At 70.1% G+C, this 19,321-nt stretch carries 19 protein-coding genes; 3 read left to right on the top strand and 16 right to left on the bottom strand.

Annotated features, from left to right (window positions below):
- Positions 1-2: 2 nt before the first annotated feature.
- Positions 3-470: a hypothetical protein gene (locus AC1DU4_RS13300; protein WP_477840508.1), complete on the bottom strand. Its 468-nt coding sequence runs from the start codon at positions 468-470 to the stop codon at positions 3-5.
- Complete coding sequence (dapB, locus tag AC1DU4_RS13295; protein WP_072844277.1) at positions 467-1,231, bottom strand: 4-hydroxy-tetrahydrodipicolinate reductase; 765 nt, start codon at positions 1,229-1,231, stop codon at positions 467-469. The genes AC1DU4_RS13300 and dapB overlap by 4 nt, the downstream gene beginning before the upstream one ends.
- Positions 1,232-1,569: 338 nt before the next feature.
- Here dapB and AC1DU4_RS13290 point away from each other — a divergent pair, with 338 nt between their 5' ends.
- Positions 1,570-2,538 (top strand): hypothetical protein, encoded by a 969-nt coding sequence (locus tag AC1DU4_RS13290; RefSeq protein WP_477840506.1) that lies wholly within the window; start codon positions 1,570-1,572, stop codon positions 2,536-2,538.
- A 122-nt stretch (positions 2,539-2,660) separates the two neighbouring features.
- On the opposite strand, the gene AC1DU4_RS13285 is transcribed toward AC1DU4_RS13290, so the two are convergent.
- The 6 genes from AC1DU4_RS13285 to AC1DU4_RS13260 all read right to left on the bottom strand — a co-directional run bounded on the left by AC1DU4_RS13285 (position 2,661) and on the right by AC1DU4_RS13260 (position 9,740).
- Positions 2,661-3,566, bottom strand: a complete 906-nt coding sequence (locus tag AC1DU4_RS13285) for a lipase family alpha/beta hydrolase (RefSeq protein ID WP_477840504.1) — start codon at positions 3,564-3,566, stop codon at positions 2,661-2,663.
- 149 nt (positions 3,567-3,715) lie between these two features.
- Positions 3,716-4,084, bottom strand: coding sequence for a VanZ family protein (locus tag AC1DU4_RS13280; protein ID WP_477840580.1), 369 nt, complete (start codon positions 4,082-4,084; stop codon positions 3,716-3,718).
- 12 nt (positions 4,085-4,096) lie between these two features.
- Positions 4,097-5,440, bottom strand: a complete 1,344-nt coding sequence (locus tag AC1DU4_RS13275; protein WP_477840502.1) for a M16 family metallopeptidase — start codon at positions 5,438-5,440, stop codon at positions 4,097-4,099.
- 185 nt (positions 5,441-5,625) lie between these two features.
- The gene (locus AC1DU4_RS13270) at positions 5,626-7,899 is read right to left on the bottom strand and encodes a polyribonucleotide nucleotidyltransferase (protein WP_072844167.1); all 2,274 of its coding nucleotides are present in this window, start codon (positions 7,897-7,899) and stop codon (positions 5,626-5,628) included.
- A gap of 447 nt (positions 7,900-8,346) precedes the next feature.
- Positions 8,347-8,616: a 30S ribosomal protein S15 gene (gene rpsO / locus AC1DU4_RS13265; protein WP_072844169.1), complete on the bottom strand. Its 270-nt coding sequence runs from the start codon at positions 8,614-8,616 to the stop codon at positions 8,347-8,349.
- 143 nt (positions 8,617-8,759) lie between these two features.
- Complete coding sequence (locus AC1DU4_RS13260) at positions 8,760-9,740, bottom strand: bifunctional riboflavin kinase/FAD synthetase (protein WP_477840499.1); 981 nt, start codon at positions 9,738-9,740, stop codon at positions 8,760-8,762.
- A 94-nt stretch (positions 9,741-9,834) separates the two neighbouring features.
- Here AC1DU4_RS13260 and AC1DU4_RS13255 point away from each other — a divergent pair, with 94 nt between their 5' ends.
- Together AC1DU4_RS13255 and AC1DU4_RS13250 are read left to right on the top strand one after the other, a co-directional pair.
- A complete protein-coding gene (locus AC1DU4_RS13255; protein ID WP_072844171.1) occupies positions 9,835-10,572 on the top strand; it encodes a metal-dependent transcriptional regulator in 738 nt (245 codons plus the stop codon).
- Positions 10,569-10,763 carry a hypothetical protein gene (locus AC1DU4_RS13250; protein ID WP_477840497.1) on the top strand — a complete coding sequence of 65 codons (195 nt, stop codon included), beginning with the start codon at positions 10,569-10,571 and terminating at the stop codon, positions 10,761-10,763. Before AC1DU4_RS13255 ends, AC1DU4_RS13250 begins: the two co-directional genes overlap by 4 nt.
- Before the next feature lie 106 nt (positions 10,764-10,869).
- Here AC1DU4_RS13250 and truB read toward each other — a convergent pair whose 3' ends face one another.
- From truB to infB, 8 genes are all read right to left on the bottom strand, one after another.
- Positions 10,870-11,790 (bottom strand): tRNA pseudouridine(55) synthase TruB, encoded by a 921-nt coding sequence (gene truB / locus AC1DU4_RS13245; RefSeq protein ID WP_477840495.1) that lies wholly within the window; start codon positions 11,788-11,790, stop codon positions 10,870-10,872.
- A gap of 11 nt (positions 11,791-11,801) precedes the next feature.
- Complete coding sequence (gene npt / locus AC1DU4_RS13240) at positions 11,802-12,473, bottom strand: 4'-phosphopantetheinyl transferase Npt (RefSeq protein WP_477840493.1); 672 nt, start codon at positions 12,471-12,473, stop codon at positions 11,802-11,804.
- Positions 12,470-13,396, bottom strand: a complete 927-nt coding sequence (locus AC1DU4_RS13235) for a metallophosphoesterase family protein (protein ID WP_072844178.1) — start codon at positions 13,394-13,396, stop codon at positions 12,470-12,472. The genes npt and AC1DU4_RS13235 overlap by 4 nt, the downstream gene beginning before the upstream one ends.
- On the bottom strand, positions 13,393-14,724 hold the full coding sequence (locus AC1DU4_RS13230; RefSeq protein ID WP_477840490.1) for an MATE family efflux transporter: 1,332 nt from the start codon (positions 14,722-14,724) through the stop codon (positions 13,393-13,395). Before AC1DU4_RS13230 ends, AC1DU4_RS13235 begins: the two co-directional genes overlap by 4 nt.
- Before the next feature lie 9 nt (positions 14,725-14,733).
- Positions 14,734-15,729 carry a DHH family phosphoesterase gene (locus AC1DU4_RS13225; RefSeq protein WP_477840488.1) on the bottom strand — a complete coding sequence of 332 codons (996 nt, stop codon included), beginning with the start codon at positions 15,727-15,729 and terminating at the stop codon, positions 14,734-14,736.
- Between the two features lie 28 nt (positions 15,730-15,757).
- Positions 15,758-16,228 carry a 30S ribosome-binding factor RbfA gene (gene rbfA / locus AC1DU4_RS13220; protein WP_072844184.1) on the bottom strand — a complete coding sequence of 157 codons (471 nt, stop codon included), beginning with the start codon at positions 16,226-16,228 and terminating at the stop codon, positions 15,758-15,760.
- A gap of 107 nt (positions 16,229-16,335) precedes the next feature.
- Complete coding sequence (locus tag AC1DU4_RS13215) at positions 16,336-16,626, bottom strand: DUF503 domain-containing protein (RefSeq protein ID WP_477840486.1); 291 nt, start codon at positions 16,624-16,626, stop codon at positions 16,336-16,338.
- A gap of 107 nt (positions 16,627-16,733) precedes the next feature.
- The coding region (gene infB / locus AC1DU4_RS13210) for a translation initiation factor IF-2 (protein ID WP_477840484.1) at positions 16,734-19,321 on the bottom strand (2,588 nt) is incomplete at its 5' end.

Genomic DNA, 19,321 nt, shown 5'->3' with positions numbered 1-19,321 from the left:
CGCTAGCTGTCCCGCTCCAGCGCTTCGAGCGCGACGGCCCGCTTCATGGTGTCCCGGGCCCGGCCGCGGTCGCCCGCGTAGTCGTAGGCGCGGGCCAACCGGTACGAGTTCCGCCAGTTGTCCGGGTCGGCCTCCCACTCGGTCTTGACCTGCGCGAACAACGCATCCGCGGCGTCGCGGTCGACCCGGCCGGAGGGCCGCTTCGGCAGCTCCGAGATGTCCAGTTCGAGACCCTCCTCCCGGATCCGGGTGGCGAGGTGCTGGTGCTGCAGTCCGGACCGGACGGTGGCGAAGACCATCCACACGCCGAGCACCGGAAGGATCAGCACCGCGATGCCCAGCACGACCGGGACCGCCCGCCCGTCCTGGACCAGCGCGAGGCCACGCTGGCCGAGCAGCACGAAGTAGAACGAGAGCGCGACGACGATCGCCGCGATTGTGACGACGACCTTGGTTGAGCCGGCCTTCACAGGTCGAGAAGCGGGTCGAGTCCGACGGTGAGGCCTGGCCGGGAGCCGATCTCCCGCACGCCGAGCAGCACGCCGGGCGCAAACGAGTTCCGGTCGATCGAGTCGTGCCGGATCGTCAGGGTCTCGCCCTGGGTGCCCAGCAGGATCTCCTGGTGCGCGACGAGGCCGGCCAGGCGCACAGAGTGCACGCGCACCCCGTCCACGTCGGCGCCGCGGGCGCCCTCGAGTTCGGTGCTGGTGGCGTCCGGGCTGAGTCCGACGCCGGCCTTCGCCCGTGCCGCCGCGATCAGCGCGGCCGTGCGGTAAGCGGTGCCGGACGGCGCGTCAGCCTTGTGCGGGTGGTGCAGCTCGATGACCTCGACGGAGTCGAAGAAGCGGGCTGCCTGCTCGGCGAACCGCATCGACAGCACGGCGCCGATCGCGAAGTTCGGCGCGATCAGCACGCCCGTCGTCGGGTTCTCGTCGAGCCAGCCGCGCACCTGCGCCAGGCGTGCGTCGTCGAAGCCGGTGGTGCCGACGACGGCGTGAATCCGGTTGGCCACCAGGAACTTCAGGTTGTCCATCACCACGTCGGGGTGGGTGAAGTCGACGACGACCTGGGTGCGGGTGTCGACGAACGTCTCGATCGGGTCGCCCTGGTCGACGGTCGCGACGAGTTCCAGGTCCGCCGCCTGCTCGACGGCCTCGCAGATAGCCCGGCCGACCTTGCCATTGGCACCCAGGACTCCGACCCGGATTGGCGCTGAGGTCACTTGATTCATCTCCATCCACTCGCGTACGAGAGCCTCGCGTACGAGAGCAAAGCCTACGCGGGCGCCGGGGGCGTCACCGCGACCGACTACTCGTGACAGCACTTGCCCTCACTGCGATAATTCCTCGATGCGGATTCATTCCGCTCCAACTGGTCTGCGACGTCGAACCATGTCCGATCCGCCCCGTGCGCGTCACATGGCGTCGCCCACCACGTCCCGGTCGGCTGCTGACGTGCGCGGCCGCCCCGATCATGTGCATCTCCAACAGCGGCACAGTCAGGTGCGGCCGACCCCGCACGAGATGTCGTGTGTGCCGTGGACAGCGAGAACGCACGAGAGGAAGCGACATGAGATCTTCCTGGAAGTGTGCGTTGGCCATCGCCGCGTGCATCGCGYTGGCGACGGCCGGGTGTTCGAGCGACAACCCCGGCACTCCTGCGGCAAATGACACCACCGCGTCCGGCACGCACTCGTCGAAAACCACGGCAACCAAGGCGGACGCGACAGGGTCGGCGGATGCTGCCGATGTCACGGTCGACAAGACCGGCTGGTTCGGCGGGTTCGCGATCACAGTCGACAAGGCCACGGCGACACCCCAGTCCACCACCGCCACGTCCCAGGGCTCGACCACGGAGGTGGACCTCGAGCTGAGCTACGAGAACCTGGTCGGTGTGAAGGCACCCCCACCCGAGGATGCCTACCTCGACGTGAACGGCTCCGTCGTCGACGTCAAGTTCGAGGACCAGACGGTGGCGGGATTCGGAAAGGCGTCCGGGACCGCGAAGGCCTCGGTCAAGGCGGTCGGCAGCACGGCCGATCCCACGAAGCTGCTCGACGCCGCGACGCTCGTCTACGGCGATACCGACAGCAACCAGACCAAGATTCCGTTCGCCGAGGACGGCACGGTCACGAGCATCGAGCCCAGGGGCATCCCGGTCGGGCAAACGCTTGGTGGTGCGGTCAAGGTCCAACTGACCAAGGCGTTTCTGTGGCCGAGCTACCAGCCCGGGGAGAAGGACAAGTACGAGCTCTGGATCGAGTTCAGGGCCGATTGCGTCGACTGCCCTGGCGGAATCCTCAGCTACACGGCGGACCGTGGAACCGTCACGCTGACAACACCCACCGGCCAGACCCTCCCTGCAGATGTCAGAAGCCCGTGGTACGCGAGCAGGGTCAGTTCAAGTAACAACGTCGAAGGTGCCTGGGCGGTGTTCCTCGTCGACGCTCCCGCGAAGGGCGACTACACCCTCAAGATCGACTTCACCGGTTCCAATACCGCCCTGAAGGTCCAGGACACGACCACCATCACCCTTTAGCCGTCACTCGAAGACGATCACGCTGGCCTCGGCTGCCGGCGCCAGTGGCGAGATCGACGAACGGGCATCCAGGCCCACGGCCGCACCTCGTCCAGGGTCACCGCATTCCCGAGCCGCGAGCACTAATTGCCGGTGCATGGGTCCGCGGTGAAGGTCGGGTCGAGCGCCTGCTTGACGATGTAGCCGGCGGTCGGGGACGTGGCGAGCGCGATGTGGTCGGAGCGGTCAGCGGCACACAGGTCCTGGACCCACAGATTCTTGACCGTGGCCCCAGGGCCTGCGGTGAGGAACGTTGCTTCCGGAGGCGTGGAGATCATGTCGTCGCGGGTCGCGACGACCGTGTAGTCGATCCCCGGCATCGTGTCGCCGCCCGCATTCAGCGCGGCGATCACCGGGCTGCCCACGACCTGCTGGACCGAGGCCTTGCCCGCGATCTTGTCGGCCATTTCGACGATCGGCGGGAACTGCTTCGCCAGATCGGCCATGCCCGACATCGTGGTCCCGTGGTTGGTCGCGCCCAGCGTGACCAGCTTGCGCACCTTGTTGTGCGCCGGGTGCTCGGCGTTCGCACCGCCCTCGAACGCGAGGTACTGGCGGGCGACCACCCCGCCCTGCGAATGTGCGACCACGTCCACCTGATCGGCACCGGTGCTCTCGAGGACGCGACCGACGAACGCACCGACCTCCCTGGCCGACGTCGGGATGTCACCGGTGGCGTACATGCCCCTCGAGCCGAGCATGCTGGTCGGGTCCTGACCGTAGTTCAGGGCGAAGACGCAGTACCCGCGTGCCGCCAGTTCGGGTGAAAGCCCGTCCCAGCTGCTCTGGTTGCTCATGGTGCCGTGCAACAGGACGACGGGGCGCGGATGATCGGCGGTGGGCCTGCAGTCCCAGACGTTCGCACCGGGTGGCGGTGCCGCGGGCTCCGAACCGGCGACGGCGGGACCGGCGGCAAGTGTCAACGCGCCCAGCGCGATCAACATCGTTCCCGCCCAGCGGATCACGGTCCCGGCGTGCGTGCGCGACATGCGCCACCCTCTTCTGTTGGAGTCGTCGTGGCGCGGGCCGCGATTCACCAGGCACCCAAATCTGCTACTTCGGCAACGTAACCCAGATCACAGGATCCTGCGAGCGGACGAGATCCGCACAGGCCGGCCGCACCGCAGATCCGCCTGGCTCAACCCTCGTCGGGTGTCCGGGCCGGATCCGCGCGCCGCGCCCAACGCCGCCATGCCCAGAAGAGCAGCAGGCCCACTGTCACGCCGAGCAGGTCGGCCGCCGCATCCCACACCGAGGCGCTGCGATGGATCGGCAGCAGGCCCTGCAGCACCTCGCTCACCACGGCGTACGCCGCCGCCCACAACGCGACGGCGAGCACCCGGTGGCGGGCGTACCGGGCCGCGAAGACCAGTACCGCGAACATCAGGAAGTGCGTGAGCTTGTCGGAGTTCGGCGGCCCACTCGGCACCGTGGACCCCGGCGAGAACAGCATCACGAGGGTGACCGCGAAGGCCGCCAGCAGCGGCCACGACCGGCGGCCCGGCACGCTCACCGACACTCAGACGATCCCGCGCACGACCGCCGGCAGGTCCCGCTTACGCCGGTAGGGGCCCACCACGGAGGCCGCGAACGGCCGGGACAGGAGTTCCGCGGCTATGGCCCGCACTTCCTCGGTGGTCACCGCGTCGATCCGGGCGAGGGTCTCGCTGATGGTGCGGTGGGTGCCGTAGTTCAGTTCGCTGCGGCCGATCCGGTGCATCCGCGACCCGGAGTCCTCCAGGCCCAGCACCATGCCGCCGCGGATCGAGCCCTTGGCCCGCGCGCACTCGGCGTCGGTGATGCCGTTTGCGGCGACGTCCGCCAGCACCCCGCGGATCAGTGTGGTCACCTCGGCCAGGTTGTCGGGCTGGCAGCCCGCGTACACCGAGAACGCACCGGTGTCCGCGAAGGTGTCGACGCTCGAGTACACCGAGTACGCCAGCCCGCGCGATTCCCGAACCTCTTGGAACAGACGGGAACTCAGGCCACCACCGACCGCGGTGTTCAGGACCGACAGCGCCCAGCGGTGCCCTTGGTGCCGGCCGTAGCCACGCACGCCGAGGCACAGGTGGGCCTGTTCGCTGTCCCGGTTGAGCAGGGTCAGCTCCGGCGCGGTGCGCAGCCGCAGGGTGCCCTCGCGTCGTGGGGCGGGCACGGCGCTGTCGTTCAGGTGCCCGGCGAAGCTGCGCCGCACCAGTTCCACGGTCTCGTCGTGGTCGACGTTGCCCGCGACGGCCACCACCATCCGCTCCGGGGTGTACCGGCGGACGTGGAACGAGTGCACCTGGGCGCGGGTCATCGACTCGATCGACTCGGTGCTGCCGATCACCGGCCGGCCCACCGGGTGGTCGCCGAACAGCGCGGTGAGGAACTCGTCGCCGAGCAGGTCCTCGGGGTCGTCGTCGCGCATCGAGATCTCCTCGAGCACCACCTGGCGCTCGACGTCGACGTCGTCGGACAGGCACCGCCCCCGCAGCACCACGTCGCTGACCAGGTCCACCGCCAGCGCCAGGTCCTCGTCGAGGACGTGCGCGTAGAAGCAGGTGTGTTCGCGGGAGGTGAAGGCGTTGAGTTCGCCGCCGATGCCGTCGACCACCTGGGCGATCTCGAGCGCGCTGCGGGTGGGTGTCGACTTGAACAGCAGGTGTTCGAGGAAGTGCGCGGCGCCGGCCACGGTGGGCTTCTCGTCGCGGGAGCCGACCCCCACCCAGACGCCGACCGATGCGGAGCGCACCCCGGGCATGTACTCGGTGACGACGCGGAGGCCACCGGGGAGAACGGTGCGGCGGACGCCGGAGTCCTCGGTGCGAGCTCCCACTTTCCGGGTCGACGCGGTGGTGCGGTGGTGTTCGATGTCGGCCATGTATGTGGTCAGCGGTTCCTCTGAGCTGTGTGGGCGTAGAGCATCACAGAGTACACAGCGCGGCCGTCACGACCGGCGCCGGTGCAGTGCGCTCCGTCCGGCTGCGGGTGCACCCGGACGCACCGGCGCCCCCGCACGAAGTGTGCGGGGGCGCCGGGTCTGACATGTGTTGACGCGGGGCGCGACTACTCCGAGTCGGTGCCCTCGGCGGCCGGGGCGTCCGCCGCCGCGGCGGCGTCGTCCTCGACCGGGACGAGCGAGATCTTGCCGCGGTTGTCGATGTCCGCGATCTCGACCCGGATCTTGGAGCCGACGTTCACGACGTCCTCGACCTTGGCAATCCGCTTGCCGTTGCCCAGCTTCGAGATGTGCACCAGCCCGTCACGGCCCGGGAGCAGGGAGACGAACGCGCCGAAGGCGGTGGTCTTGACGACCGTGCCGAGGAAACGCTCGCCGACCTTGGGCAGCTGCGGGTTGGCGATGGCGTTGATCATGTCGATCGCGGCCTGCGCAGACGGACCATCGGTGGCGCCGACGAACACGGTGCCGTCGTCCTCGATGGAGATGTTGGCACCGGTCTGCTCGGTGATCGAGTTGATCATCTTGCCCTTGGGGCCGATGACCTCGCCGATCTTGTCGACGGGCACCTTGATGGCCGTGACGCGCGGGGCGAACGGGCTCATCTCGTCCGGGGTGTCGATGGCCTCGGCCATGACCTCCAGGATGGTGGTGCGGGCGTCGTGCGCCTGCGAGAGCGCGCCCGCCAGGACCTTGGACGGGATGCCGTCGAGCTTGGTGTCCAGCTGCAGGGCCGTCACGAAGTCCTTGGTACCCGCGACCTTGAAGTCCATGTCGCCGAAGGCATCCTCGGCGCCGAGGATGTCGGTCAGCGCCACGTACCGGGTCTCGCCGTCGACCTGGTCGGAGACCAGGCCCATCGCGATGCCGGCGACCGGGGCCTTCAGCGGCACACCGGCGTTGAGCAGCGACAGCGTCGAGGCGCAGACGGAGCCCATCGAGGTGGAACCGTTGGAGCTGAGCGCCTCGGAGACCTGACGGATCGCGTACGGGAACTCGTCCTGGCTCGGCAGCACCGGCATCAGGGCGCGCTCGGCGAGGGCGCCGTGGCCGATCTCGCGACGCTTCGGCGAACCGACGCGGCCCGTCTCACCGGTGGAGTACGGCGGGAAGTTGTAGTGGTGCATGTAACGCTTGCTGGTCTCGGGGCCCAGCGAGTCGATCTGCTGCGCCATCTTGACCATGTCCAGGGTGGTGACGCCCATGATCTGGGTCTCGCCACGCTCGAACAGCGCCGAGCCGTGCGCCCGCGGGATCACGGCGACCTCGGCCGAGAGCGACCGGATGTCGGTGATGCCACGGCCGTCGATGCGGAAGTGGTCCTTGAGGATCCGCTGGCGGACCAGCTTCTTGGTCAGCGAGCGGAACGCCGCGCCGATCTCCTTCTCGCGACCCTCGAAGTTCGGGGCGACCAGCTCGAGGACCTCGACCTTGACCTCGTCGGTCTTGTCGTCGCGCTCCTGCTTGCCGGCGATGGACAGCGCGGCGGTCAGCTTTGCGGACGCGGCGGCCTCGACGGCGGCGAAGACGTCGTCCTGGTACGCCGGGAAGACCGGGTACTCGCCGGTCGGCTTGGCGGCCTTGGCGGCCAGCGCCTGCTGTGCGGCGCACAGGCGGGCGATGAACGGCTTGGCGGCCTCGAGGCCCTGCGCGACGATCGCCTCGGTCGGCGCCTGCGCGCCGCCCTCGATCAGGCTGATTACGTGTGCGGGGGCCTCGGCCTCGACCATCATGATCGCGACGTCGGCGTTGTCACCGGAACCGGAGACGACGCGGCCGGCGACGACCATGTCGAAGACGGCGTTCTCGAGCTGCTCGACGGTCGGGAAGGCGACCCACTGGCCGGCCTTGTTCTCGTCCGAGGTGAGCAGCGCGACACGCACGCCGCCGACCGGACCGGAGAACGGCAGGCCCGCGATCTGCGTCGACGCCGAGGCGGCGTTGATCGCGACCACGTCGTAGAGGTCCTTCGGGTCCAGGCTCAGGACCGTGACGACGACCTGGATCTCGTTGCGCAGACCGTCGACGAAGGACGGGCGCAGCGGCCGGTCGATCAGGCGGCAGGTCAGGATCGCGTCGGTGGAGGGGCGACCCTCACGACGGAAGAACGAGCCGGGGATGCGGCCCGCGGCGTACATGCGCTCCTCGACGTCCACCGTGAGGGGGAAGAAGTCGAAGTGCTCCTTGGGGTGCTTGCTGGCCGTGGTGGCCGACAGCAGCATGGTCTCGTCGTCCAGGTAGGCGACGACGGCGCCGGCGGCCTGCTGCGCGAGGCGGCCGGTCTCGAAACGGATGGTGCGGGTGCCGTAGCTCCCGTTGTCGATGACGGCGGTGGATTCGAACACGCCTTCGTCGACCTCTACTGCGGTGTTTTCTGACATCTTTTCTCTTCTCGTCCTCTCGTCTTTGCCGTATCCGCGTGATCGTCGCTGCCATCGACGGCGGCGACGACGCACCTTGGGCGAGGGCGTTCCCTCTGCGCGGAGGCGGTCATCGATCGAAGCCCTCCGGCGGTCGTCACGTTTGACGACCTGCCGAGTGGCCACTACCGAGGACCGACGCCACGACTGGCGGGTGCGTACGGCTGGATCTCGTGGATCCTGGTCCTACTGCAACTCGGTGCTGCGGTGAAACCTGGTTGCTCTGAAACTCTGTGCTGCTGAAACTCTGTCCTGCTGGCAATTCTTGGTGGAACTGGCGGGGCGGCGCAACCGGTGGAACCGGAAACCGCGGCCCCCTCATACGCAGGTAGCCAGCGAGGCTCATTCTATGCGTGGCCTCGCTGGCTACCGGTCAAGCCGCACTGGTCGGCAGGGCGCGTCGGAAAACTAGCGACGCAGACCCAGACGCTCGATCAGCGAGCGGTAACGCGCGATGTCCACCTTCTGGATGTACTTGAGCAGACGACGACGGCGTCCGACCAGCAGCAGGAGGCCGCGGCGGGAGTGGTGGTCGTGCTTGTGCATCTTCAGGTGCTCGGTGAGGTCGACGATGCGCTTGGTGAGCATGGCCACCTGCGCCTCCGGCGAGCCGGTGTCGGTCTCGTGCAGGCCGTACTCTGCGAGAACGGTCTTCTTCTCTTCGGTGGTCAAAGCCACTGTGAATCTCCTGATCACTGACGTCCGCGCAACTGGAACGAGGACCGCCACCCCGGAAAGGGGCGGCGCACCACGCCGGCGCGGCCACCGCGGACCGCAGCGCACACCAGGAAGCATCCTACCAGGGGCTACGGGCCGGACCGTCAGCCGTGCTGCTGCAGGTCCGCGCGGGTGAGGATTTCGCGAACCTTCTCGGCGTCCCGGCCCATCTCCTCGACCAGCGCGTCGACGGAGTCGAACTTCTCCATGCCGCGCACCCGGTCGACGAAGTCGACCGCCACGTGCTGGCCGTACAGGTCCGCCTCGGCGTCGAGGACGAAGGCCTCGACGGTGCGGGTGCGACCGGAGAAGGTCGGGTTGGTGCCGACCGACACGGCGGCCTGGTAGCGCTCCCCCGACTCGACGGTGCCGGCCACCGGACCGGGACCCAGCAGGGTGAACCACGCCGCGTACACCCCGTCGGCGGGGATCGCCGAGTGCGTCGGCGGCGCGATGTTCGCGGTCGGGAAGCCGAGCAGGCGGCCGCGGCCGTCGCCGTGCACCACCACGCCCTCGACGCGGTGCGGCCGGCCCAGTGCCTCCGCCGCGGCCGCGACGTCGCCGGCGTCCACGCAGGAGCGGATGTAGGTCGACGAGAAAGTCACCGCGTGCTCGGCCAGCAGGTTGACGCCGTCGACGGCGAAGCCGAACCGGGAACCGATCTGCCGCAGCAGGTCCACGGTGCCCGCGGCCTTTTTCCCGAAGGTGAAGTTCTCGCCGACCACGACCTCCGCCACGTGCAGCCGCTCCACCAGGATCTCGTGGGCGTACCGCTCGGGGCTCAGCTTCATGAACTCGGGGGTGAAGGGGATGACGCAGAACACGTCGACGCCCAGTTCCTCCGCGAGCTCCGCGCGGCGCGCCAAAGTCGTCAGTTGCGCCGGGTGACTGCCCGGCCGCACGACCTCCATCGGGTGGGGGTCGAAAGTCATGACCACACTGGGGACTCCGCGCTCGCTGGCGGCCTTCACGGCACGACTGATCAGCTGCGCGTGACCTCGGTGCACGCCATCGAAAACGCCGATAGTGAGAACGCAACGGCCCCAATCGGCAGGTACCTCGTCGAGACCTCGCCATCTCTGCACGAGTGGCAGCCTACGGCCCGCCTCCGACGCCGTCACGCGCGGATTCCCGTACACGGGTGCGAAGTGGGCGACCCGCGGCCGATTGCCTAAGCTCATGATCGTGGGCGAGCGCAGTGGTGAACCGGACCCGACGACCGGAAACGATCGAACCGAGACCCTGACGACGGTCGCACAGGACTACCTGAAGGTGATCTGGACGGCCGCGGAATGGTCGGGTGAGCAGGTCACGACCAAGATGCTGGCCGAACGGATCGGGGTGTCCGCCTCGACGGTGTCCGAGGCGATCCGCAAGCTGGCGGGCCAGGGTCTGGTGGACCATGCCCGCTACGGCTCGATCTCGCTGACCGACTCCGGCCGGGCCGCCGCCGTCGCGATGGTGCGCCGGCACCGGCTGATCGAGACCTACCTCGTCAACGAACTCGGCTACGGCTGGGACGAGGTGCACGACGAGGCCGAGGTCCTCGAGCACGCAGTCTCCGAGCTGATGGTCGACCGGATCGACGCGAAACTCGGTCACCCGGAACGAGATCCGCACGGCGACCCCATCCCGAGCCGTGACGGCTCCATCCCCACCCCGCCGGCCCGCCAGCTCAGCGACTTCGCGGACGGCGAGCACGGCACGGTGGCGCGGATCTCCGACTCCGATCCGGCGATGCTGCGCTACTTCGACTCCGTCGGCATCGCGCTGGACGTGACGATCACCGTCGTCGAACGTCGCGACTACGCCGGCACCGTCTCCGTGCGACTCGGCGACGGCGCCGACGGGGCGACGATCAGCACGGTCGACCTCGGCAACCCTGCCGCCGAGGCGATCTGGCTGGTCGAGCAGTGAACGCCCGCCCCTCCCTCGGCGCGTCGCTCTTCCGCGGTGTGTTCCTGGCCGCGCTCGCGTTCCTGCTGGTGTCGGGGATCGCCGAGGGCAGCTGGTGGACCGCCGTCTACGCGGTGGTGCTGGTGTGGTTCCTGCTCGACTGGCGGTCCGACCGCCGCAACCTCGCATCGGGGCCCCAGAACCGCGGGTAGGCGCCCGCCGCACACGGCACACACCCGTTGTCGGGATCACCCACCTGTTCCACGTACAACGCGGGTGTGACGCGGCGAATGGGTGGGTGCCGGCGCGGCGGAGGCCTCAGAGACCGCGCAGGGTCGCCGGCCGCACCACCATCACCGAGCTGGCCCGACGGCCGCGTTCCTGCAGCAGCGCGATGGTGTGGCCGGTGGGGTCGATCGCCGCGTACACGCCGGGGATGCCGACCGGCTCGAGCCAGCGGCCCTGGCTGATCGCCTCGGCCTCCTCCGTGCTGATCTGCCGGTGCGCGAACGCCGTCTGCGCGGCGTGGTCGATGTCCAGGCTGACGGCCGGGTCCTCGGCGAGCTGCTCGAGGGTCCGGGCGTGCTCGAGGGTGAACGGACCGACGCGGGTGCGCCGCAGCGCGGTCAGGTGCCCGCCCACGCCGAGCGCCGCGCCGAGGTCGCGGGCGAGGGCCCGGACGTAGGTCCCGGAGGAGCACTCGACCTCCACGTCCAGGTCGATCGAGTCGACGCCGCGGCGGGTCGCGGTCAGCTCGAAGCGGTCGACGGTCACCGGACGCGCCTTGAGCTCGAACTCCTCCCCCGCCCGGATCAGCTTGTGCGCGCGCTGGCCGTCGACCTTGATGGCGCTGACACTCGACGGCACCTGCTCGATGGCACCGGTCAGGGTCGCCATCACCGCGGCGATCTCCGCGTCGGTCACCCCGGACGCGTCGGCCCGCGAGATCTCCTCGCCCTCCGCGTCGTCGGTGGTCATCGCCTGACCCAGCCGGATCGTCGCGGTGTACGCCTTGGTGGTCAGCGCCAGCAGTCCGAGCAGCTTGGTGGCCCGCTCGACGCCGAGCACGAGTACGCCCGTGGCCATCGGGTCCAGCGTCCCCGCGTGGCCCACCTTGCGGGTGTTGAGGATCTTGCGGCAGCGTGCGACGACGTCGTGGCTGGTGACGCCGGCGTCCTTGTCGATGACCAACAGCCCGGCGCCATCGAGGCCGGAGGACGGTTTGCGGTGAGAAGACACGATTTTCGAGCCTACTGGACGGTGATCGCGGTGATGACCAGGCCGTCGGAGACCAGCCAGCGCCCGTCGAGCGACGCCAGCGGCGGCCCGTCGAGGGTCTGGCCGGGTACCAGCAGCTCGGAGTGGAACGTGCCGTGGGCGCCGCCGTCGCTCGTCGGTTCGGTGGTCGCGAAGGTGATCCGCGCGTCCTCGAAGCCCAGCCACCGCTCGGTCAGCGGGAACCAGGCCTTGTAGGTCGCCTCCTTGGCGCAGAACAGCAGCCGGTCCCAGTGCACCGAGCCGTCGGTCCGGGCGGCGAGGACCGCGCGCTCCTCGGGCAGGCTCACCGCGTCGAGGACGCCGTCGGGCAGCGGCCCGTGCGGTTCCGCGTCGATACCGACGGAGCGCACCTGCATCGCGAAGCCGAGCACCGCGGCGCGGTAGCCGTCGCAGTGGGTGAGGCTGCCGACCACCCCGCGCGGGAACCGGGGCACGCCCCGTTCGCCGCGCAGGATCGGTGCCGGCTCCACGCCGAGCTTGCCGAGCGCGACGCGGGCGCAGTGCCGCGCGCTGGTGAACTCGCGGCGGCGCTTGTCCACCGCACGCGCGATCAGCGCCTCCTCCTGCGGGTGCACCGTCAGGCCGGGCGGGTCCTCGAACAACTCGGCCGCGACGACCCCCGTGGGCAGAATCTGCTCGATCACTTCCGGGCCGCCTTCATCGCCTCGAACTCCGCTTCCTGCTGTGGGGTGATGTGGAAGTGCCCACCCCACTTGTTCAGGGTTCCCGGCGGGTACTCCGGGACGGGCAGGATCTGCCGCAGGAGCCGCTCCGGGAGCCCGCGCTTCTGCCACTCGCGGGGGTACCCGAGCGAGACCTCCTCGAAGCGGACGCCGTCGTAGTAGGTGGTGCGCGGGATGTGCAGGTGCCCGTAGACACTGCAGATCGCGTTGTAGCGGGTGTGCCAGTCCGCGGTCAGTTCGGTGCCGCACCACAGCGAGAACTCGGGGTAGAACAGCACTCGGGTGGGCTCGCGGACCAGCGGGAAGTGGTTGATCAGCACGGTCGGGATGCTCAGGTCGAGCTCGTCAAGTCGGGCCCTGGTCGACTCCACCCGGGCGTGGCACCACGCCTCGCGGGTGGCGTACGGCTCGCTGGAGAGCAGGAACTCGTCGCTGGCGACCACGTTCTTGTCGCGCGCGAAGGCGAGGGCGTCGGCCTTGTTCGTGGTGCCCTCGGGCCGGAACGAGTAGTCGTAGAGCAGGAACATCGGCACCAGCGTCGCCGGGCCGCCCTCCCCCTCCCACACCGGGTACGGGTCCTCGGGGGTCACCACGTCGAGTTCCCGGCACATGTTGACCAGGTACTCGTAGCGGGCGGCGCCGTGGATCTGCACGGGGTCCTTGGCGGTGGTCCACAGTTCGTGGTTGCCCGGCACCCAGATGACCTTCTCGAACCGGCTGCGCGCCAGCTTCAGTGCCCACGCGATGTCGTCGGTCTTCTCGGAGACGTCACCGGCCAGGATCAGCCAGTCCTGCGGGGACTCCGGGTACAGGTCCTCGGTGATCGGGCGGTTCCCGCGATGCCCCACGTGGGTGTCGCTCACCGCCCACAACTTGCGCGTCACTCGTTCCGCCTTCCCGCCGGTATGTCGGCGCCGGTCACAGTCCAGTGCCCGGACGCGGTCCGCCACACGACGGCCAGCATCCTCAGCACCATGAACACCGTAAGCCCCGCCCAGATTCCGGTGAGACCCCAGTCGTACTCGAGCGACAGCCAGATCGGCGGCAGGAACCCGACCAGCGCACAGCCCAGCGTCGCGTTCCGCAGGAACGCCGCGTCGCCCGCGCCCAGCAGCACCCCGTCGAGGGCGAAGACCACACCGGCGACCGGGATCATCGCCGCGAAGATCCACCAGATGGTGCCGATCTGGTCGAGCACCGCCGGGTCGTCGGTGAACAGGCCCGGCACCGCCGAGCGGGCCAGCACGAACACGCCGGCCAGGGCCAGGGCGAACACCGTGGACCACCGCGTCAGCCGGCCGGCCAGTTCCCGGGCGGTCGCGGCGTTGCCGGCCCCCAGCGCCGCCCCGACCAGGGTCTGCGCGGCGATCGCCAGCGAGTCCAGCGTGAGCGCCACCAGGTTCCACAGCTGCAGCACCACCTGGTGCGCCGCGACGGCGGCGGCGCCGAACCGGGCCGCGACGGCCGCCGCGGAGAGGAAGCAGGCCTGGAAGGCCAGGCTGCGCAGGATCAGGTCCCGGCCCAGCACCACCTGCGCGCGCATCACCGACGCGTGCGGGCGCATCGGCACCCGCTCGCGCAGCAGCGCCACCACGAAGCAGGCCGCGGTCACGGTCTGGCCGGCCACGTTGGCCACCGCGGACCCGGCCAGTTCCCAGCGCGGCGCGCCGAGCAGGCCGTGCACCAGGACCGGGCACAGAATCGCCGAGAGCCCCAGCCCGGCCAGCACGAACCGCAGCGGCCGCAGCGTGTTCTGCACCCCGCGCATCCATCCGTTGCCCGCCATCGCGACCAGGATGAGCGGCGCGCCGAAGACGGCGATCCGCAGCCACGACAGCGCCTCGGCGGCGATGTCGCCGCCGCCGGCGATCGCCGAGGTGACCGGGCCCCCGACGGCGTACACGGCGGCCACCACCGCCAGGCCGATGCCGACCGCCAGGTAGGTGGCCTGCACCCCCTCGGCGACCGCGCCGCGCTCGTCGCCGGCGCCGTGCCGACGGGAGGCCCGCGCGGTGGTGCCGTAGGAGAGGAAGGTGAGCTGGGTGCTGAGCATCGCCAGGATCAGCCCGCCGACGGCGAGGCCGGCCAGCGGGAGTGCGCCGAGCCGGCCCACCACCGCGATGTCGAAGAGCAGGTACAGCGGTTCGGCGGCCAGTACCCCCAACGCGGGGACGGCCAGCCCGAGGATGCGCCGCGACGACGGTTCAGCCAACGCGACGGTTCACCCGAACGCGGCAAGCAGCCCGGCGACGACCTCGTCGGCGTCGCCGAACGCGGTGTAGCCCGATGCGAAGCGGTGCCCGCCCCCGCCGAGCCCCTCGGCGACCTCGGACACGTCGACCGCGGACTTCGAGCGCAGCGAGACCGACCACTCGCCGGGCCGGATCTCCTTGAGGACCGACGCCACCTCCGCCTGCGCGGTGGTGCGGACGATGTCGATGACGCTCTCGATCTCCTCGGCGCCCATGCCCGCCGTGTCGGCGTTCCGCACCAACGCGTAGACCAGGCCACGGCCGCCGACGGCGTCGGGCACCAGCCGGGCCGTGCCGAGCACCGCCGAGAGCATCGGCAGCCAGCCGAACGGGTGGGTGTCGAGCAGCCGACGCGCGATGGCGGTGGAGTCGATGCCGGTGTCGATCAGCCGCTCGGCCAACCGGTGGGTGCCCGGCTGCACCCAGCGGAACGAACCGGTGTCGGTGACCAGTCCGGCGTACAGGCAGTGCGCCAGGTCCGCGTCGATCTCCACACCCCAGGCGTCGAACAGACGCGCCAGGATCGCCGTCGTCGACTCCGCGGAGTCGTCCACGAGGTTGAACTGGGCGTACCGGGTGTTGGACCGGTGGTGGTCGAGGACCAGGCTGGTGCGGGCACCGTCGAGACGGTTGCCGAGCACGCCGAGCCGACCGCGGCTGCCACAGTCGACGGTGACCACCAGGTCCACCTCGGCCGCGACCTGGTCCGGCCGGACCAGCAGGTCGACCCCGGGCAGGTCGCGCATCGACTCCGGCAGCTCGTCGGGCTGCGCGAAGGAGACCTGGACGGGTGTTCCCCGGCGGCTGAACACCTGGGCCAGCGCGAGTCCGCTGCCGATGGTGTCCGCGTCCGGGTGGACGTGGCACAGCACGGTCACCGACGTCGCCTCGGACAGCAGCGCGAGCGCGCCTTCGAAGTCCGTCTCGGTGCCGCCGGCCGCGGCGGGCGGCACGGTCTCGGTCATGCCCGAAGTCCTGTCGTCACCGAAGGCCCTACTCGGCTTCGTCGACCGCGTCGTCACCCTCGTCGACCACGCGAGGTTCCTTGTACGGATCGGCGTCGCCGGCCGGGGTCGCGTTCTCGCGGGCCCGGGCGACCTCGTCGTCCGCCGCCCGTGCACGGGCCAGCAGCTCCTCCATGTGGCGCGCCGCCTCGGGCACCGTGTCCGGGACGAACGCGAGGGTCGGTGTGAACCGCACGCCGGTGCCGGCGCCCACCTTGGACCGCAGCGAACCGGCGGCCTTGGCCAGGCCGGCCGCCGCACCTTCCATGTCGGGCTCGGTGTTGAGATCGACGCCGCGCACCGTGTAGTACACGGTCGCGTCGTGCAGGTCTGCGGTCACCTTCACGTCGGTGATGGTGACGTAGTCCAGCCGGGGATCCTTGATCTCTCCCCCGATCGCCGTCGCGACGATCGTAGAGATTCGCTTGGCCAGCTTCCGCGCCCTCGCCGGATCTGCCATGACGGGATGTCCCTTCTTCGCGACGGCGGTGCCGTCAAGTTGTGCCGACGGCGTCGCCGTCCGATGTGCGTGGCGGCAGTGCCGCCGAAGTATGTGTGTGTTCTCGTTCAGTCTTCTGGACCGAAGATCCTGCGTCGCACGGCCAGCAACTGCAGTTCCGGCCGCGACGCCACGTGACGCTCGCAGGTGTCGAGCACCCCGTTGAGGTGGTCGACGTCCGGGCTGACCACGGCCACCCCGATCAGCGAGCGGCGGTAGACGTCCTGATCACCGGTCTCCGAGACGGACACCCCGTACTTGGCCAGTGCCGTGATGACGGGTCTGACGATCGACCGCTTCTCCTTGAGGGAGCGCACGTCGCCGAGCAGGATGTCCAGTTCCAGCGCACCCAGGTACACCAGCGCCTCCCTTCCGGCGGCAGCCGGTCGGACCGGGCCTGTGCGGGGTGTGCGTCCCCGCGGGTCCGAAGACCCGCGGGGACGCACACCTCACGGCGCTGCGACGGTCAGTCGCGCGGCTTCTCGCGCAGCTCGTACGCCTCGATCACGTCACCGACCTTGATGTCGCTGTACGTCACCGTCAGACCGCACTCGTAACCCTCGCGGACCTCGGTCGCGTCTTCCTTCTCCCGCTTGAGCGAGGAGATGGTGACCGTCTCCGCGACAACCACGTTGTCACGGATCAGGCGCGCCTTGGCGTTGCGCTTCATGATGCCCGAGGTGACCAGGCAGCCCGCGATGTTACCGATCTTGGAGGACCGGAACATGGCACGGATTTCCGCCCGGCCGAGCTCGACCTCTTCGTAGATCGGCTTGAGCATGCCCTTGAGGGCCTTCTCGATCTCGTCGATGGCCTGGTAGATCACCGAGTAGTACCGGATGTCGACGCCCTCGCGGTTCGCCAGCTCCGTTGCCTTGCCCTCGGCCCGGACGTTGAAGCCGATGATGATCGCGTTCGAGGCCGAGGCCAGGTTCACGTTCGTCTCGGTCACGCCACCGACACCGCGGTCGATGACGCGCAACTGCACCTCGTCGTCGATCTGGATGCCGAGCAGGGCCTCCTCGAGCGCCTCCACGGTGCCCGAGTTGTCGCCCTTGAGGATCAGGTTGAGCTGACTCGTCTCCTTGAGCGCTGCATCGAGATCGTCGAGGCTGATCCGCTTGCGGCTGCGTGCGGCCAGCGCGTTGCGCTTACGCGCATTGCGACGGTCCGCGATCTGCCGGGCGATGCGGTCCTCGTCGACCACGAGCAGGTTGTCGCCTGCACCGGGGACCGACGTGAAGCCGACCACCTGGACGGGACGCGAGGGCAGCGCCTCGAGCACGTCGTCGCCGTGCTCGTCGACCATCCGACGGACGCGTCCGTAGGCGTCGCCGGCCACGATCGAGTCGCCGACCCGCAGCGTTCCGCGCTGGATGAGCACGGTGGCAACGGGGCCACGGCCGCGGTCGAGGTGCGCCTCGATGGCGACACCCTGGGCGTCCATGTCCGGGTTGGCCCGCAGGTCCAGCGAGGCGTCCGCGGTGAGCAGCACGGCCTCGAGCAGCGCATCGATGTTGGTGCCCTGCTTCGCCGAGATGTCGACGAACATGGTCTCTCCGCCGTACTCCTCGGCGACCAGTCCGTACTCGGTCAGCTGCTGCCGGATCTTGTCCGGGTTCGCGCCTTCCTTGTCGATCTTGTTCACCGCGACCACGATCGGCACGTCGGCCGCCTGGGCGTGGTTGATCGCCTCGACCGTCTGCGGCATGACGCCGTCGTCGGCCGCGACCACCAGGATCGCGATGTCGGTGGCCTTCGCACCACGGGCACGCATGGCCGTGAAGGCCTCGTGACCCGGGGTGTCGATGAAGGTGACCAGACGATCCTCGCCGTTGAGGTGCGTGAGCACCTGGTAGGCACCGATGTGCTGGGTGATGCCACCGGCCTCGCCCTCGCCGACGTTCTCCTTACGGATCGTGTCGAGCAGGCGGGTCTTGCCGTGGTCGACGTGACCCATGACGGTGACCACCGGCGGACGGGACTCGAGGTCTTCCTCGGTGCCCGCGTCCTCGCCGTAGGTGAGGTCGAAGCTGTCGAGCAGCTCGCGGTCCTCGTCCTCCGGGCTGACGACCTGCACGACGTAGTTCATCTCGCCGCCGAGCAGCTCGAGGGTCTCGTCGTTCACCGACTGGGTGGCCGTGACCATCTCGCCGAGGTTGAACAGCGCCTGCACGAGTGCTGCGGGGTTCGCATCGATCTTGTCCGCGAAGTCCGACAGCGATGCGCCGCGAGCGAGACGGATGGTCTCGCCGTTGCCGCGGGGCAGCCGGACGCCGCCGACTGCGGGCGCCTGCATGCTTTCGTACTCGGCGCGCTTCGCCCGCTTCGACTTACGGCCACGGCGCACTGCTCCGCCGGGACGACCGAAGGCACCTGCTGCTGCGCCGCGCTGACCGGGACGGCCACCGCCGCCACCGGGGCGACCGCGGAAACCGCCGGCGGGAGCTCCACCTGCACCGGGTGCACCTGCACCGGCACCGGGGGCACCGCCACCGCGGTAGCCACCGCCACCGCCGGCGCCACCGGGACGTCCGCCCGGTCCGCCCGGACGTCCGCCGCCGGGACGACCTGCGCCCGGGGCCGGACGTGCCGAACGTGCGGGCATCGCGCCCGGGTTCGGGCGAGGAGGCATCGAGCCGGGGCTAGGACGGGGACCGCCCTGACCCGGGGCCGGACGCGGTCCGCCCGGACCTGCGGCGGGACGCGGGGCGCCCGGAGCCGGACGGGGACCGCCCTGGCCGGGAGCCGGACGCGGTCCGCCGGGACGCGGGGCACCGGGTGCCGGACGCGGGGCGGGACGCTCGGCCGGGGCCGAGGAGTACGGGTTGTTCGCAACGCGCGGCGCCTTGGGACCGGGCTTCGGACCCGGAGCCGACGGCGCGGGAGCCGGAGCGGCACTCGCGGCCGGTGCCACGGGGGCGGCCGGAGCGGCGGGAGCCGGCTTCGGTGCCGGTGCGGCGGGCACGGGTGCGCCGGGACGCGGTCCGGGAGCGGCCGCCGCGGGGGCGGGCGCCGCCGGTGCCGGCGCTGCCGGTGTGGGCTGTGCTGCGA

The organism is Rhodococcus sp. P4_F5, assembly GCF_056401315.1.
This window is presented reverse-complemented; position numbering and strand designations above follow the sequence as displayed.